The organism is Burkholderia sp. KCJ3K979, assembly GCF_016759955.1.
GTDB classification, from domain to species: Bacteria; Pseudomonadota; Gammaproteobacteria; order Burkholderiales; family Burkholderiaceae; genus Burkholderia; species Burkholderia orbicola.
In genome coordinates this window covers 1-12846 of the sequence record NZ_JACFYV010000192.1, presented here as the reverse complement: position 1 = coordinate 12846, position 12846 = coordinate 1, and the positions used below count along the sequence as shown (strand labels likewise).

Below are 12846 nucleotides of genomic sequence, written 5' to 3'. Positions count from 1 at the left end.
CCGCAAGGACCTGCTCGCGAAGTACAAGCTGCAACCGCCGCGCAACTGGGACGATGTGCTGAAGATCGCGCAGACCGTCGGCGGTGCGGACAAGAGCGTGTCGGGCGTCGTGTTCCGCGGCACGAAGGGCAACCCGGTCGTCACGGGCTTCCTGCCGATCCTGTGGGCATACGGCGGCGACGTGTTCGACCGTGCCGGCAACGTGACGATCGATTCGCGCGAAGCGCAGGCCGCGCTGAAGACGTTCCTTGCGCTGAAGGCGTTCGCGCCGAAGGACGTCGACGTATACGGCGCGGCCGAAGTGCGCGACGCGCTGCAACGCGGCACGGCGGCGCAGTCGATCGAGGTGTGGCCCGCCTGGGTGCCGGCGCTCGATGACGCGAAGCAGTCGCGCGTGGTCGGGCAGATCGCGCTGCAGCCGCCGCCGGGACAGACCGCCGGCCCGGCGCCGATGCTCGGCATCTGGCAGATGGGTATCCCGAAGGACGCGCCGCACGCGAAGCTCGCGCAGGACTTCCTCGCTTACCTGACCGCACGCGATACGCAGACGCGCCTCGCCGGCATCGGCATTCCGCCGACCCGCCGCAGCGTGTTCAACGATCCGGCGCTGGTGCGCCAGTATCGCTGGTATCCCGATCAGCTGAAGGCGCTCGAGGCCGGCCGTGCGCGGCCGCGCGTGACGGACTGGCAGCAGGTCGAGAGCATTCTCGGCGATCAGCTTCAACTCGCGCTGACGGGGCAGGCCGCGCCCGACGCCGCGCTGCGCCAGGCACAGCAGAAGATCGCGCAGGCGACGGCCACGGCCGGCAAGTGATCGCGCACGTCAACGTCGGCCCGGTGGCCGGAGGCCGCGCATGAAAGCGTTCGGCCGCAGCCTGCCGTTCGTCGCGCTGCTCGGGCCCGCGCTGCTGGTGCTCGCCGCGCTCGCGCTGTATCCGGTCGCGCAGGTGCTGATCGACTCGTTCTGCCGGGTCGATTACTCGGCCAGCCGTCGCGCGTTCGCGGGGCTCGCGAACTATCGCGCGGTGCTGGGCGACGACGCGTTCGCGGCCGGCTTCGGCAACACGCTGCGCTTCACGATCGTCGCGTCGCTCGCCGAAGTCGCGCTCGGCTTTGGCCTCGCGCTACTGTTCGTGCGTGCGTTTCCGGGTCGCCGCATCGCGCTGCCGCTCGCGATCCTGCCGATGATGCTGTCCACGCTCGTGTGCTCGGCGATCTGGCGCAACTGGCTGAACTTCGACGGATTCCTGAACGCGCTGCTCGCGGCGTTCGGCATCGAAGGCGTGCGCTGGCTGTCCGATCCCCATCTCGCGCTGTGGTCGCTCGCGCTCGTCGACGTGTGGCAATGGACGCCGATGGCGTTCCTGATCGTGCTGGCCGGGCTGCAGTCGATCCCGCAGGAGCTGTACGAAGCCGCGCGCACCGACGGCGCGAGCGAGTGGCAGTGCCTGCGCGACATCACGCTGCCGCTCGCGGCGCCGCAGATCGGCCTCGCGCTGCTGCTGCGCTCGATCGACACGTTCAAGCTGTTCGACAAGGTCTATGCGCTGACGGGCGGCGGTCCCGGCAACGCGACGCAGACGCTGTCGACCTATATCTACGACACGGGCTTCCGCTTCTTCAACGTCGGGCCGGCGAGCGCCGCGTCGGTGCTGATGCTCGCGGCGTCCGCGCTGCTGGTCTCGGGGTACGTATGGCAGACGGTTCGCAAGCGGCGCGCATGACGACGCGATCCGCGGGTATCCCGCGCATCCGCACGGGCGTCGCATTCAATCACGCGATGCCGTGGGCGCTGCGTGTCGTCGCGCTCGCGCTGTTGCTGCTGCCGTGCCTGTGGATGGCCGGCGCGGCCTTCATGCCGACGCTCGAACGCCTCGATCATCCGTTGCGGATCTGGCCGGCCGCGCCGACCTTCGAGCATTTCGCGTCGGTGTGGTCGAACGGGATCGGCGCGCCGCTGTTCAATTCGCTGCTGGTCGGCTTCGGCACGACGCTGCTCGCGCTGGCGCTCGCGTTTCCGGCTGCCTACGCGCTCGTGCGGCTGCGGTTTCCGGCGCGGCTCGACCTGCTGTTCCTGGTGCTCGTGCTGGCGTTGAAGCTGATGCCGCCGATCACGATCGCGGTGCCGCTGTTCGCGCTCGCGAAGCGGCTGCACCTGCTCGATTCGACGCTCGGCCTGATGCTCGCGTATCAGATCTACGCATTGCCGATGGCGATCTGGATGCTGCTCGCGTTCGTGCGCGACGTCCCGATCGAATACGAGGAAGCCGCGTGCATCGACGGCGCGGGGCTCGCGCGGCGGCTCGTGCAGATCGTGCTGCCGCTGTGCGCGCCGGGGCTGATCGCGACCGCGATCTTCGTGTTCATCGCCGCATGGAACGAATTCCTGATCGCGCTGCTGTTCGTGTCGACGCCGAGCCGCTTCACGCTGCCGCTCGCGATCGCCGGCTACGTGACGGAGAACGGCATCGACTGGGGCGACCTGATGAGCGCGGGGCTGATGGCGTCGCTGCCGACGCTCGCGGTGGCCGGTTATGTGCAGCGCTATCTGTTGCGCGGCTTCGCGGGCGGGCTGAAGTGACCCGCGGCTTGGCCGCGCTCCGTCCTATGTCGTCACGCGCAACTGTCCCGCACCACCTGCGTGACCGGCACGACGCGCGTACGCGACGGGCCGTCGAACGTCTGCATCCGGTCGGCGAGCAGGTCGATCGCCGCATGCGCGAAGCCGCGCGTGTCCTGTCGCAGCGTCGTGAGCCGATACGCATCGTATTCGGCGGCGGGGATATCGTCGAAGCCGATCACGCGCAGGTCGTCCGGCACGCGCAAGCCGAATTCGCCACGCGCGACGTCGATCACGCCGAGCGCGAGCAGGTCGGACGAGCAGAACACACCGTCGGGCCGCTCGCGCGCCGCGAACAGTTGCCGTGCTGCATCGATTCCGCTGGCATGCGTGTCGGACGGTGTGTCGATCATCTGCGCGAGCGTCGCGTCGAATGCGTCGCGTTGCCCGATCGCCTGCTCGAACGCCGTGGCGCGCGACCGCGCGCTGTAGCTCGCGCCACGCGGGCCGACGAACGCAAGCCGGCGCGCGCCGGCCCGCACCAGCCGCTGCGCGGCGTGGGTGGCGCCCGCCGCGTTGTCGCTGACGACCACATCGGCGCCCGGCAGGTTCGCTTCGCGGTTGATCATCACGACCGGAATCCGGTGTTCGAGATATTGCTGCGCGACCGACAGCGGCGGCGACGCGGACGTCATCACGAGGCCCGCTATCCGGTAGCTGAGCAGTTGTTCGAGCGATTGCCGGACCTGGCGCGGATCTTCCGCATTGGTCACGAGCGGCGTGAGCGCGCGCTGGCCGAGCGCGGCCATCAGGTCCGACAGCAGCCGCGCGCGGAACGGGTTCTCGAATCCGGCCGTCACGACGCCGATCATGCTGCTGCGCTGCGTGATCATGTCGCGCGCGATCAGGTTGACCTGGTAGCCCAGCGCACGCGCGGCGACCATCACGCGCTCGCGCGTTTGCGGCGCGATGCTTGCCGTCGGCGAGAACGCGCGCGACACTGCAGAGCGCGAGACGCCGGCCCGCGCCGCGACATCCGACGCCGTCACCCACGGTTTTCTTTCCTTGTCATTCATCGATTCATGATCCCTTCGAGCCACGATACGTGCATGCCGCCTGCCGACTGGATGTCGGCGCTCGACGACGCGCGGCCGCTGCATACGCTGACCCTACCGGGCAGCCATGACACCTGTGCGTATACGGTCGACGATTCGCTGGTGCGCACGCAGCGTGCGCCGCTCGACGCGCAGCTCGCGCATGGCGTGCGGCTGCTCGACATCCGTTGCCGGCACGTGCGCGATGCGTTCGACATCCATCACGGCGGCATCGCGCTCGGCATGACGTTCGACGACGTGCTGGCAACGTGTACGCAGTTTCTCGATGCGCATCCGCGCGAATGCATCGTGATGTCGGTGAAGGACGAGTGGCCGGCGCATGCCTGCACGCGCGGTTTCGATGCGACGTTCGACGCGCATCGCGCGCGGCATCTACGACTGCGCTGGCATGCCGGCGGCACGCTGCCGACACTCGGCGACGTGCGCGGCACGGTCGTGCTGCTGCGGCGCTTTCGCAGCGGCCGGCCGCTCGGCATCGACCTGACCGCGTGGCCCGACAACGCGACGTTCACGATCGACCATCCGGACGGCGCGTTCGTCATTCAGGATGAATACCGCGTGCCGGTGGCCGCGTCGATCGCATGGAAGTGGCGCGCGATCGACGCGTTGCTGATGCACCTGCCGCTGCCGGATAGCGGCAGATGGGCGCTCAATTTCTGCAGCGGCACGGGAATGGGCGCGAATCCGTCGGTGGTCGCACACGGCGATGGCCGCGTGCCGGGCATTCATGCGCGGCTGGCCGAGCGCTTGCGCGAGCAGCCCGGCCCGTACGGCGCGATGCTGCTCGATTTCTGCGATGACGACGACTGGGCGCTGGTGCGCGCGCTGATCGAATGCAACGCTCACACGCCGGAGCAGGGCGCCTGGCGCAAGGCGTTTCGCTGTTAGTCAGCGAAGATTCGCGTTGAAGAACGCGAGTGCTTTCGCGTCGAGCGATGCGTGGAACGCGGTGCGATCGAATCCCTTGGCGTCCGTGCAGATGTCGGGCGCGTCGTGGGCCAACTGCTCGGGGCACGGCGCGAGAAACGCAAAATGCGCTGAATTCGGCACGACGTGGAATTCGGGTCGTTGCGGCAGCAGCGCGGCCAGCGCGGGCGCCGTATCCGGCGTCACGCCGTCGCCGCCTGCCTCGGATGCCCAGAGCTGGATCGGCGCGCGGACGTTCTTCAGCGTGTCGGCGGTCGGGAATTCGTCGAGTGGATCGGCCAGCACGTAGGCCTTGATACGCGGGTCGTGCGTCAGCGGCGCCTTCGGCAGGTCGCCGGCCAGGATTTGCTTGCAGATCGGCCAGGCCGGGTCGGGGCAGGCGACCGGCGCGTGCGCGAAATCCGGATTGCCGCCGGCCAGCACGAGACCCGTATAGCCGCCGCGCGAAAAGCCGAAGAAGCCGATGCGTGCCGGGTCGATGTGCGCGGCATCCGGCGCGTGACCGAGCATGTAGTCGACCAGGCGCTTGATGTCGGCCGGGCGCTCGACGAATTCCTGCAGATCGGCCGCGCGGCTCATGTCGGAGAACGTGTCGCCCGGATGGTTGATCGCCGCGACGACGTACCCCGCATCGGCGAGCGTTTCGGCCAGATCGTGGTGGCCGAGGAACGAGCCGCCATGGCCGTGCGAGATCACGACGAGCGGCAGCTTGTCGCCGGCGGTTGGACAGTCTCGACGTCCTTTCAGTGTGTAAGGGCCGACCGTGAGCGATTGCGTGGCGTCCGCGCATGGCGTCCAGACCATCGCGCGCAACTCGGGGCCGGCCGCGTCGGCAGGAATCCGAAGAAACTTGACGCCCGCCGCATGCGCGACCGTGGCGGACAGGCAGAGCAGGGCAGCCAGCAGCCGGTTTTTCATGTCGATTCCCGAGGCAAGGGGCGCGGCGGGCCGCCGTAGCGACTCACCCGATCGTTCGAAACGTCTGAGGTTTCGATTATAGTGACCGCCGTTCCCGACTGCCGCCCTGAATTGCCGTCATGCCTGCACCGATCCTGATTCGCCCCGCCACGCGGGAAGACGCGGCCGCGATGGCCGCCGTGGAAGTCGCCGCCGCGCAGCGTTTTCGCGAGATCGGCATGGCCGACATCGCCGACGGCGAGCCGACCGATGCGGCCGCCGTGCTCGTGCGGATCGACGACGGTCGCGCCTATGTGGCGGTCGATCCGCAAGGCACGTGCGTCGGGTTCGCGTTCTACCGGCTGCTCGATGCGCAGCGGCTGTATCTGGAGGAACTGGATGTCGCGCCGTCGCACGCAGGGCAGCGGATCGGCGCGCGTCTCATCGAACAGGTGATCGCGCGCGCGGCGCGGGAGCACGTCGAGCAGGTGGTGCTGTCGACGTTCCGTGACGCGCCGTGGAATGCACCGTACTACGCGCGCCTCGGTTTCCGGATCATCGACGATACGGCACTCGACGACGCGCTGCGCGCAATCCGCGCGCACCACGTCGCGCTCGGTCTCGACGAAACGCGGCGCGTGTTCATGCGACGCGCTGTGGTGGCCTGATGCGCGGTGCGGACCGATTCCGGCGTAGTCAGCGCCGCGTGCCGCTCCCGAACGAACGCGACGCGAACGCGGCTTCGATGTACGCGAGGAAATCCGTCGCGGGGCGCGTCAGTTGCAGGCCGGGCGGCGTGAGCCGGTAGAGCTGCAGCGGTGGCGGCGACAGCGGCAGCGGGAGCGGCGTGAGCGCCTGGCCGAACACGGTTTCCGACAGCGAATGCCGGGTCCACGAGAAGATCGCATCCGTCGTGAGCAGCAGGCTGTAGAACAGCGCATACGACGTGCAGCGCGTGATGCAGCGCGGCGCCGGCAGGCCGGCGTGCGCATGGAGGTCGCGAATGTGCGCCGGAAAATTGTCGCTCGGATCGGTGTGGACCCACTCGGCATCGCGTAGCGCGTCCAGCGATGTCGCACCGGCGAAACGCCCGTTCTCGCGGGTGACGAACGCGGTGTCGAAGGTGCGGATCGGCTTCACGTCGGCGGACTCGGCGACCTCGCCGGTGATGGCCGCGAACGCCAGATCGAGGGTCCGGCTGTGCAATTGCTCGGTCAACTGGTTGAACGACAGTTCGCGCAGTTCGCACTCGACATGCGGCCAGTGGCGCCGAAATTCGGCATAGGCGTGCGCGAACCCCGTAACCGCGACGATCGGCGTGAAGCCGAGCACCAGCCTGCCTTCGCGCAGCCCTTTCAGATGCGCGATGTCGTCGCGCGCCCGCTCGAGCTCCCGAACGACCGCATGCGCGCGGCCGAGCAATACGTCGCCTTCCGGCGTCGGCACGACACCCCACGGCTTGCGTTCGAGAAGCGCCACGCCGAATTCGCCTTCCAGTTCCTGAATCGCCTTGCTGACGGCCGGCTGGCTGACGTGCAGCGTTTTCGCGGCAGCCTTGATGCTGCCCGCCGTGGCCACCGCGACCAGCGCGCGCAATTGGTGGGTTTTCATGATGCGGAGGATATAACCAAATCTTATCCGTATCAAAATTGATGTGTTTTTTGACCCGATGCGTCTCTCCATACTGGCCTGCAACGGTTGCGATGCAGCCGATCCAATGGAGCCAGACATGACGCAGGACCTTGCCCCGACGCTCGCGGCGATCCGTGAAGCCGCCCCCCGTTTCGTCGCGATTCGACGCGACATCCACGCCCACCCGGAACTCGGGTTTGCCGAAACACGCACCGCGCGGATCGTCGCCGCCCAATTGGCGGAGTGGGGCTACGACGTGACGACCGGCATCGGTGGCACCGGCGTGGTCGGCCGGTTGCGGCGCGGTACGTCGTCGCGCACGCTCGGCTTGCGCGCCGACATGGACGCGTTGCCGATCCGGGAAGAAACGGGCCTGCCCCATGCGAGCACGGTTGCCGGGACGATGCACGCCTGCGGTCACGACGGCCATACCGCGATCCTGCTGGCGGCCGCCCACCATCTGGCCGCACAGGGGCGCTTCGACGGCACGCTGAACGTGATCTTTCAGCCCGCGGAGGAAGGACTCGGCGGCGCGAGGCGAATGATCGAGGAGGGCCTGTTCGAGCGATTTCCCTGCGAGCGCGTCTATGCGCTGCACAACGCGCCGGGCGTACCGGTCGGTCATTTCGCGTTGCGCTACGGCGCGATGATGGCGTCGTCCGATTCGGTAACGATCACCGTGACGGGCAAGGGCGGGCACGGCGCGATGCCACAGCACGCGAGCGATCCGATCGTGGCGGCGGCGAACATCGTGACCGCGCTGCAATCGATCGTCGCCCGCAACATCGATCCCGCCAAGGCGGCAGTGGTGACCGTCGGTACGTTCCATGCCGGCACGGCCCCGAACGTGATTCCGGAGACCGCGACGCTGCAACTGTCGGTCCGCTCGCTCGACGCGGCCACGCGCGACGAGGTCGAGGCGCGGATTCGCCGGATCGCCGACGCGCAGGCGCGGGCCTACGGGACCGTTGCGCAGGTCGACTATCAAGCCATCTCGCGCGTGGTCGTCAACGATGCCGCCGCCGCGGATCTCGCGGTCGAGACGATCACGGCGCTGGCCGGCGCCGGTGGGCTCACGCTGCTTGCCGACGGTGTGATGGGCAGCGAGGATTTTTCGTGGATGACGGAACGCGTGCCGGGTTGCTACGTGATGCTCGGCAACGGACTCGATTCGCACGGCGGCTGCTCGGTTCACAACCCGGGCTACGACTTCAATGACGACGCGCTCGGCTGGGGCGCCGCCTATTTCGTCGGCATCGTGGAACGCTTCCTGGGCACGGCCTGACGAGCGCGTCCGCCAAGCGCGGCAATTCGGAATTTTCTCTCTGAAAATAAGGAAAACGAATGAAGAAGAGGCTGACATGGGGCGCTGCGTGCCTGGCGCTGGGCGCCGGAAGTGCCTGCGCGGTGCCGTATCAGGACGTACTGCTTGCGGCGGTGCCGGAGTTCAACGGCGGATTGAAGGAGGGCGTGGCGCTGTACGGCTCGGTCGACATGGGGATCAACTACCAGTCGGTGGGTGGACGGTCGACGTGGCAGACCCAGAGCGGCGGCGAGTGGACGTCGAAATTCGGCTTCTTCGGGCGCGAGAATCTCGGCGGCGGGTGGCGCGCCGAATTCAATCTCGAAAGCGGTTTTCTCGCGAACAACGGCGCGCAGCAGGATACGCAATCGTTCTTTAACCGGCAGTCGTGGATCGGCCTGATGTCCGACCGCTATGGCCGGCTGCGGCTCGGCAAGCAGATCGGCACGGGGCTGCCGCTGTTCATCGACGTGTTCGGCACCGTGGGCACCAATTCGGTGTACACGTGGCTTGGCGCGGCCGCCGTGCAGACGGCGCGCGGCGTCGGCTACAACAGCGACCTCGGACCGGGCGCGACACAACTGCCGGCGCGCGTCGACAACGCGATCACCTATCGGACGCCGATCGTGGCCGGCACCACGACGCTGATGCTGATGTACGCGCCCAGCAACGTCGCGGGGCGCGCGCCGGCCGCGTCCGCGCAGGGCGCGCTGCTGCAGTGGTACAACGGCACGACCTATCTGGCGGCGAGCTACAACCAGGTGTGGGGCGTCAACGGGGCGAGCACGGTACGCAACGACCTGTACGGGCTTGGCGCCGTCTACGACACCGGGCGGCTCGTGCTGTCCGCGTCGTTCAATCAATATGCGCCGAAACTTGCCGGCGACGGGATCGCACGCGTGTACACCCTCGGCACGATCGTGCCGTTCGGCGTGAATGCGGTTCGCGCGTCGATCGTCTATCGCGATACGTCGGGCGTGCGCGATGCCGCCGGCCGGCCGGCGAAGGATTCGGCGCTCGGCGTCATGCTCGGCTACGACTACCTGTTGTCCAAACGTACCGGCCTCTACGCGCGGACGGGGTTCATCCGCAATTACGGGATGTCGACCGTTCTGCTGAACGGCAATCCGTTGCCGACCGAGCCCGGCGGCACGACGCCGCGCACCGGCATGACGCCCGTGACGATGTCGCTCGGCATGTATCACAACTTCTGAACGAGGGCATCGGATGAGCACCTTGAATCGCGCGGCTGCCGCGCAGACCATCGACGCGCGACGCGCGATGCGGCGGACCGTCGCCGCGGCTGCACTCGGCAACGGACTCGAATTCTTCGACTTCACCGTATATAGCTTCTTTGCTGTACTGATCGGTCGGCTGTTCTTTCCGGCGTCCAGCGATGCGGGTGCGTTGATGCTGTCGCTCGCGACCTTCGGCGTCGGTTTCGTCGCACGGCCGCTCGGCGGCGTCGCGATCGGCGCGTATGCGGACCGCGTCGGGCGCAAGCCCGCGCTGGTGCTGACCGTTGCGCTGATGGCGCTCGGCACCGGCATCATCGGATTCGCGCCGACCTACGCGCAGATCGGCATCGCGGCGCCGCTGCTGATCGTGATCGGCCGACTGCTGCAGGGTTTTTCGGCAGGGGGCGAGGTCGGGGCCGCGACGACGTTGCTGATGGAGTCGGGCGGCGCCCGCCGGAGCGGCGAACTGGTGAGTTGGCAGATGGCCAGCCAGGGCGGTGCGGCGCTCGCCGGCGCGCTCGTCGCGTTGACGTTGTCCCGCTGGCTGCCGTCCGATGCGCTGCAAGGCTGGGGTTGGCGTGTACCGTTCGTGCTCGGCCTGCTGATCGGGCCGGTCGGGTTTTATCTGAGACGCCATCTCGACGACACGCTGCCGCATCCGGCAGCCGGCGCGCCGCGTGTCAGCCGTCGCATTCCCTGGCGGCAGGTCGCGGCCGGCACGTTACTCGTGATCGGCGGCACGTCGACGATGTATACGATCGTGTTTTTCCTGCCGTCGTTCCTGACGCTGACGCTCGGCATGCCGGCTTCCGTCGCGTTGCTGTCCGGTTGCACGGCGGGCGCGGTGATGCTGGTCGGCTCGCCGTTCGCGGGCCGGTTCGCGGACCGCCTGCGTCGCCGCAAGCCGATGCTGCGAACGGTGTGCGCGATCTCGACGGCGCTGGTGCTACCGGCGTTTCATGCGATGCGCACGTGGCCGTCGGTCGTCACCGTGCTGGCGGTCGTGGTCGTGCTGATCGGCCTGATGACGCTGTCGAGCCCCGCGGGCTTCGTGATGATTCTCGAAGCCTTGCGACCGGAAGTCCGTGCGACGTCGCTCGGGATGATCTATGCGCTGGGCGTGACGATTTTCGGCGGTTTCGCGCAGTTGATCGTCAGCGCGCTGTGGCGGGCGACGGGCAGCTTCTATGCGCCGGCCTGGTACGTGCTCGCCGGCTGGTTGGCCAGTCTCGTCGGTCTGGCGTTGTTTCGCGAGGAAACGGCACGCTGACGCGGCGTGCCCAGGCGACGAGAAGGGCGCGGCGCCCCGTGCGCCGCGCGTGTCGTCTACCGTCAGGCCGCGTCGCTCAGCGCCGGGTAGTCGGTGTAGCCCGTTTCGCCTTCCGCGTAGAACGTCTCCGGTACCGGCTTGTTGAGCGGCGCGCCGATTTCGAGGCGGCGCGGCAGGTCCGGGTTCGCGATGAACAGCTTGCCCCACGCGATCGCGTCGGCGCTGCCGTTCGCGAGCGCGGCCTGCGCGGTGTCGAGCGTGAACTGCTCGTTCGCGATCAGCGGGCCGCCGAACGCTTCCTTCAGGCGCGGGCTCAACTGGTCGCCCGAATACGATTCACGCGTGAAGATGAACGCGATCTTGCGGCGGCCGAGTTCGCGCGCGACATAACCGAACGTTGCCGCCGGATCGGAGTCGCCCATCGTATGCGCGTCGCCGCGTGGTGCGAGGTGCACGCCGACCCGGCCCGCGCCCCACACGTCGATCGCCGCGTCGACCACTTCGAGCAGCAGGCGCGCGCGATTCTCGATCGGGCCGCCGTACGCGTCGGTGCGGCGATTGGTGCTGTCCTGCAGGAACTGGTCGAGCAGGTAGCCGTTCGCGCCGTGAATCTCGACGCCGTCGAAGCCCGCAGCCTTCGCGTTTTCTGCACCCTTGCGGTATGCGGCGACGATGCCCGGAATTTCGTCGAGTTCGAGGGCGCGCGGCGTCACGAACGGGCGCGGCGGGCGCACGAGGCTCACGTTGCCGCCCGCGGCGATCGCGCTCGGCGCGACCGGCAGGTCGCCGTTCAGGAACATCGGATCGGAGATCCGGCCGACGTGCCAGAGTTGCAGCACGATGCGCCCGCCGGCCGCGTGCACGGCTTGCGTGATCTGCTTCCAGCCTTCGACCTGCTCGTCGGACCAGATGCCCGGCGTGTCGGCATAGCCGACGCCTTGCGGCGTGACCGACGTCGCTTCGGTAATGATCAGGCCGGCCGACGCGCGCTCGGCGTAGTAGCGCGCCATCAGTGCGTTCGGCACGCGCGCCGCGCCTGCACGGGAGCGGGTGAGCGGCGCCATCACGATGCGGTTCGGCAGGGTCAGGTCGCCGAGGGTAACGGGATCGAACAGCGTGGGCATGGCAGATAACCTCTTCACGAAAGGCGGGGGAGCCGTCGCGTCATGTGCGATGGCGCCCCGCATGGCCGGTTCGGCCGTTGGCTAGAGTTCGCGGCGCAGGGCGTCGAGAAATGCGTCGATGACGGCCTCGTTGCGCTGGAAGAACGCCCATTGGCCGATCCGCGTCGACGTCACGAGCCCCGCGCGCTGGAGTGTCGCGAGGTGCGCGGAGACGGTCGACTGCGATAGCCCGCAGCGCGCGTCGATCTGGCCCGCGCAGACGCCGTGTTCGTACGGCAGCGTCTGCTGCGGGAAATGCTCGCCGGGCGTTTTCAGCCAGACGAGGATTTCCCGGCGCACGGGGTTCGAGAGCGCTTTCAGGATCGCGTCGATGTCGAGTTCGGTCGGCATGGAAAGGCTGGGTGTTCGGTCAGGCAAACGGGTATCGTCGATAGGCGAATCTTATATCGGATTTTTGCGATATGTTTGAAAGCACTGCCGGCAATGGGGTTGATAGCTTGTGCTGATCGGGGCCGGATGGGTGCCGGACGACACGCCTTCCCCGCAGCCGCCGGTCTCACGTCGTTGTGTCGACGATCTCGTCCCGCCGCAGCGCGTAACATACGCGGCATTGTTCGTTGTGTTTACGGAGTCCTTTCATGTCCGTTCGGGCCGTCATATTCGATTTCGACCTGACGCTGGCGGATTCGTCCGCCGCGATCATCGAATGCACCGAGTACGCATTGCATCAGCTGGGCGCCACCGGTCCGACGCCCGCGCAGATCCGCGCAGTAATCGGGC

At 68.0% G+C, this 12846-nt stretch carries 14 protein-coding genes; 9 read left to right on the top strand and 5 right to left on the bottom strand.

Going from position 1 to position 12846, the window contains the following annotated elements:
* The 3 genes from H3O04_RS28325 to H3O04_RS28315 form a co-directional block, all read left to right on the top strand.
* A partial coding sequence (locus H3O04_RS28325) for an extracellular solute-binding protein (protein ID WP_202588932.1) occupies window positions 1–814 on the top strand: 814 nt, incomplete at its 5' end.
* 40 nt (window positions 815–854) lie between these two features.
* Complete coding sequence (locus H3O04_RS28320; RefSeq protein ID WP_202588931.1) at window positions 855–1724, top strand: carbohydrate ABC transporter permease; 870 nt, start codon at window positions 855–857, stop codon at window positions 1722–1724.
* A complete protein-coding gene (locus tag H3O04_RS28315; protein ID WP_077178816.1) occupies window positions 1721–2581 on the top strand; it encodes a carbohydrate ABC transporter permease in 861 nt (286 codons plus the stop codon). The genes H3O04_RS28320 and H3O04_RS28315 overlap by 4 nt, the downstream gene beginning before the upstream one ends.
* Before the next feature lie 32 nt (window positions 2582–2613).
* Here H3O04_RS28315 and H3O04_RS28310 read toward each other — a convergent pair whose 3' ends face one another.
* Window positions 2614–3636 carry a LacI family DNA-binding transcriptional regulator gene (locus H3O04_RS28310; protein WP_202588930.1) on the bottom strand — a complete coding sequence of 341 codons (1023 nt, stop codon included), beginning with the start codon at window positions 3634–3636 and terminating at the stop codon, window positions 2614–2616.
* A 6-nt stretch (window positions 3637–3642) separates the two neighbouring features.
* Between H3O04_RS28310 and H3O04_RS28305 the strand changes: the two genes are divergently transcribed.
* Window positions 3643–4563 (top strand): phosphatidylinositol-specific phospholipase C, encoded by a 921-nt coding sequence (locus H3O04_RS28305; protein WP_202588929.1) that lies wholly within the window; start codon window positions 3643–3645, stop codon window positions 4561–4563.
* On the opposite strand, the gene H3O04_RS28300 is transcribed toward H3O04_RS28305, so the two are convergent.
* A complete protein-coding gene (locus H3O04_RS28300) occupies window positions 4564–5520 on the bottom strand; it encodes an alpha/beta hydrolase family protein (RefSeq protein ID WP_202588928.1) in 957 nt (318 codons plus the stop codon).
* A gap of 119 nt (window positions 5521–5639) precedes the next feature.
* On the opposite strand from H3O04_RS28300, the gene H3O04_RS28295 reads away from it, so the two are divergent.
* On the top strand, window positions 5640–6167 hold the full coding sequence (locus H3O04_RS28295) for a GNAT family N-acetyltransferase (protein WP_011547371.1): 528 nt from the start codon (window positions 5640–5642) through the stop codon (window positions 6165–6167).
* 28 nt (window positions 6168–6195) lie between these two features.
* On the opposite strand, the gene H3O04_RS28290 is transcribed toward H3O04_RS28295, so the two are convergent.
* The gene (locus H3O04_RS28290) at window positions 6196–7182 is read right to left on the bottom strand and encodes a LysR family transcriptional regulator (protein ID WP_229278349.1); all 987 of its coding nucleotides are present in this window, start codon (window positions 7180–7182) and stop codon (window positions 6196–6198) included.
* A 46-nt stretch (window positions 7183–7228) separates the two neighbouring features.
* Between H3O04_RS28290 and H3O04_RS28285 the strand changes: the two genes are divergently transcribed.
* Genes H3O04_RS28285 through H3O04_RS28275 form a run of 3 tightly spaced genes read left to right on the top strand, consistent with a single transcriptional unit; the run spans window position 7229 to window position 10942 of the window.
* A complete protein-coding gene (locus H3O04_RS28285; protein ID WP_011547373.1) occupies window positions 7229–8416 on the top strand; it encodes a M20 aminoacylase family protein in 1188 nt (395 codons plus the stop codon).
* Between the two features lie 59 nt (window positions 8417–8475).
* On the top strand, window positions 8476–9648 hold the full coding sequence (locus H3O04_RS28280; protein WP_011547374.1) for a porin: 1173 nt from the start codon (window positions 8476–8478) through the stop codon (window positions 9646–9648).
* Between the two features lie 13 nt (window positions 9649–9661).
* Entirely contained in the window at window positions 9662–10942 is a 1281-nt protein-coding gene (locus H3O04_RS28275) for an MFS transporter (RefSeq protein WP_202588927.1), read from the top strand.
* A 62-nt stretch (window positions 10943–11004) separates the two neighbouring features.
* Here H3O04_RS28275 and H3O04_RS28270 read toward each other — a convergent pair whose 3' ends face one another.
* The gene (locus H3O04_RS28270) at window positions 11005–12066 is read right to left on the bottom strand and encodes an alkene reductase (protein WP_011547376.1); all 1062 of its coding nucleotides are present in this window, start codon (window positions 12064–12066) and stop codon (window positions 11005–11007) included.
* Window positions 12067–12147: 81 nt separating this feature from the next.
* Window positions 12148–12456, bottom strand: a complete 309-nt coding sequence (locus H3O04_RS28265; RefSeq protein ID WP_011547377.1) for an ArsR/SmtB family transcription factor — start codon at window positions 12454–12456, stop codon at window positions 12148–12150.
* A gap of 248 nt (window positions 12457–12704) precedes the next feature.
* On the opposite strand from H3O04_RS28265, the gene H3O04_RS28260 reads away from it, so the two are divergent.
* On the top strand, window positions 12705–12846 hold a 142-nt coding region (locus tag H3O04_RS28260), incomplete at its 3' end, for an HAD family hydrolase (protein WP_202588926.1).

Excerpts from the sequence above, each read along its gene's own strand:
- H3O04_RS28265 (WP_011547377.1), bottom strand. The coding sequence starts at position 12,456 with ATGCCGACCGAACTCGACATCGACGCGATCCTGAAAGCGCTCTCGAAC.
- H3O04_RS28270 (WP_011547376.1), bottom strand. The coding sequence starts at position 12,066 with ATGCCCACGCTGTTCGATCCCGTTACCCTCGGCGACCTGACCCTGCCG.
- H3O04_RS28315 (WP_077178816.1), top strand. The coding sequence starts at position 1,721 with ATGACGACGCGATCCGCGGGTATCCCGCGCATCCGCACGGGCGTCGCA.
- H3O04_RS28280 (WP_011547374.1), top strand. The coding sequence starts at position 8,476 with ATGAAGAAGAGGCTGACATGGGGCGCTGCGTGCCTGGCGCTGGGCGCC.
- H3O04_RS28295 (WP_011547371.1), top strand. The coding sequence starts at position 5,640 with ATGCCTGCACCGATCCTGATTCGCCCCGCCACGCGGGAAGACGCGGCC.
- H3O04_RS28285 (WP_011547373.1), top strand. The coding sequence starts at position 7,229 with ATGACGCAGGACCTTGCCCCGACGCTCGCGGCGATCCGTGAAGCCGCC.
- H3O04_RS28275 (WP_202588927.1), top strand. The coding sequence starts at position 9,662 with ATGAGCACCTTGAATCGCGCGGCTGCCGCGCAGACCATCGACGCGCGA.
- H3O04_RS28320 (WP_202588931.1), top strand. The coding sequence starts at position 855 with ATGAAAGCGTTCGGCCGCAGCCTGCCGTTCGTCGCGCTGCTCGGGCCC.
- H3O04_RS28305 (WP_202588929.1), top strand. The coding sequence starts at position 3,643 with ATGATCCCTTCGAGCCACGATACGTGCATGCCGCCTGCCGACTGGATG.
- H3O04_RS28290 (WP_229278349.1), bottom strand. The coding sequence starts at position 7,182 with ATGGAGAGACGCATCGGGTCAAAAAACACATCAATTTTGATACGGATA.
- H3O04_RS28300 (WP_202588928.1), bottom strand. The coding sequence starts at position 5,520 with ATGAAAAACCGGCTGCTGGCTGCCCTGCTCTGCCTGTCCGCCACGGTC.
- H3O04_RS28310 (WP_202588930.1), bottom strand. The coding sequence starts at position 3,636 with ATGAATGACAAGGAAAGAAAACCGTGGGTGACGGCGTCGGATGTCGCG.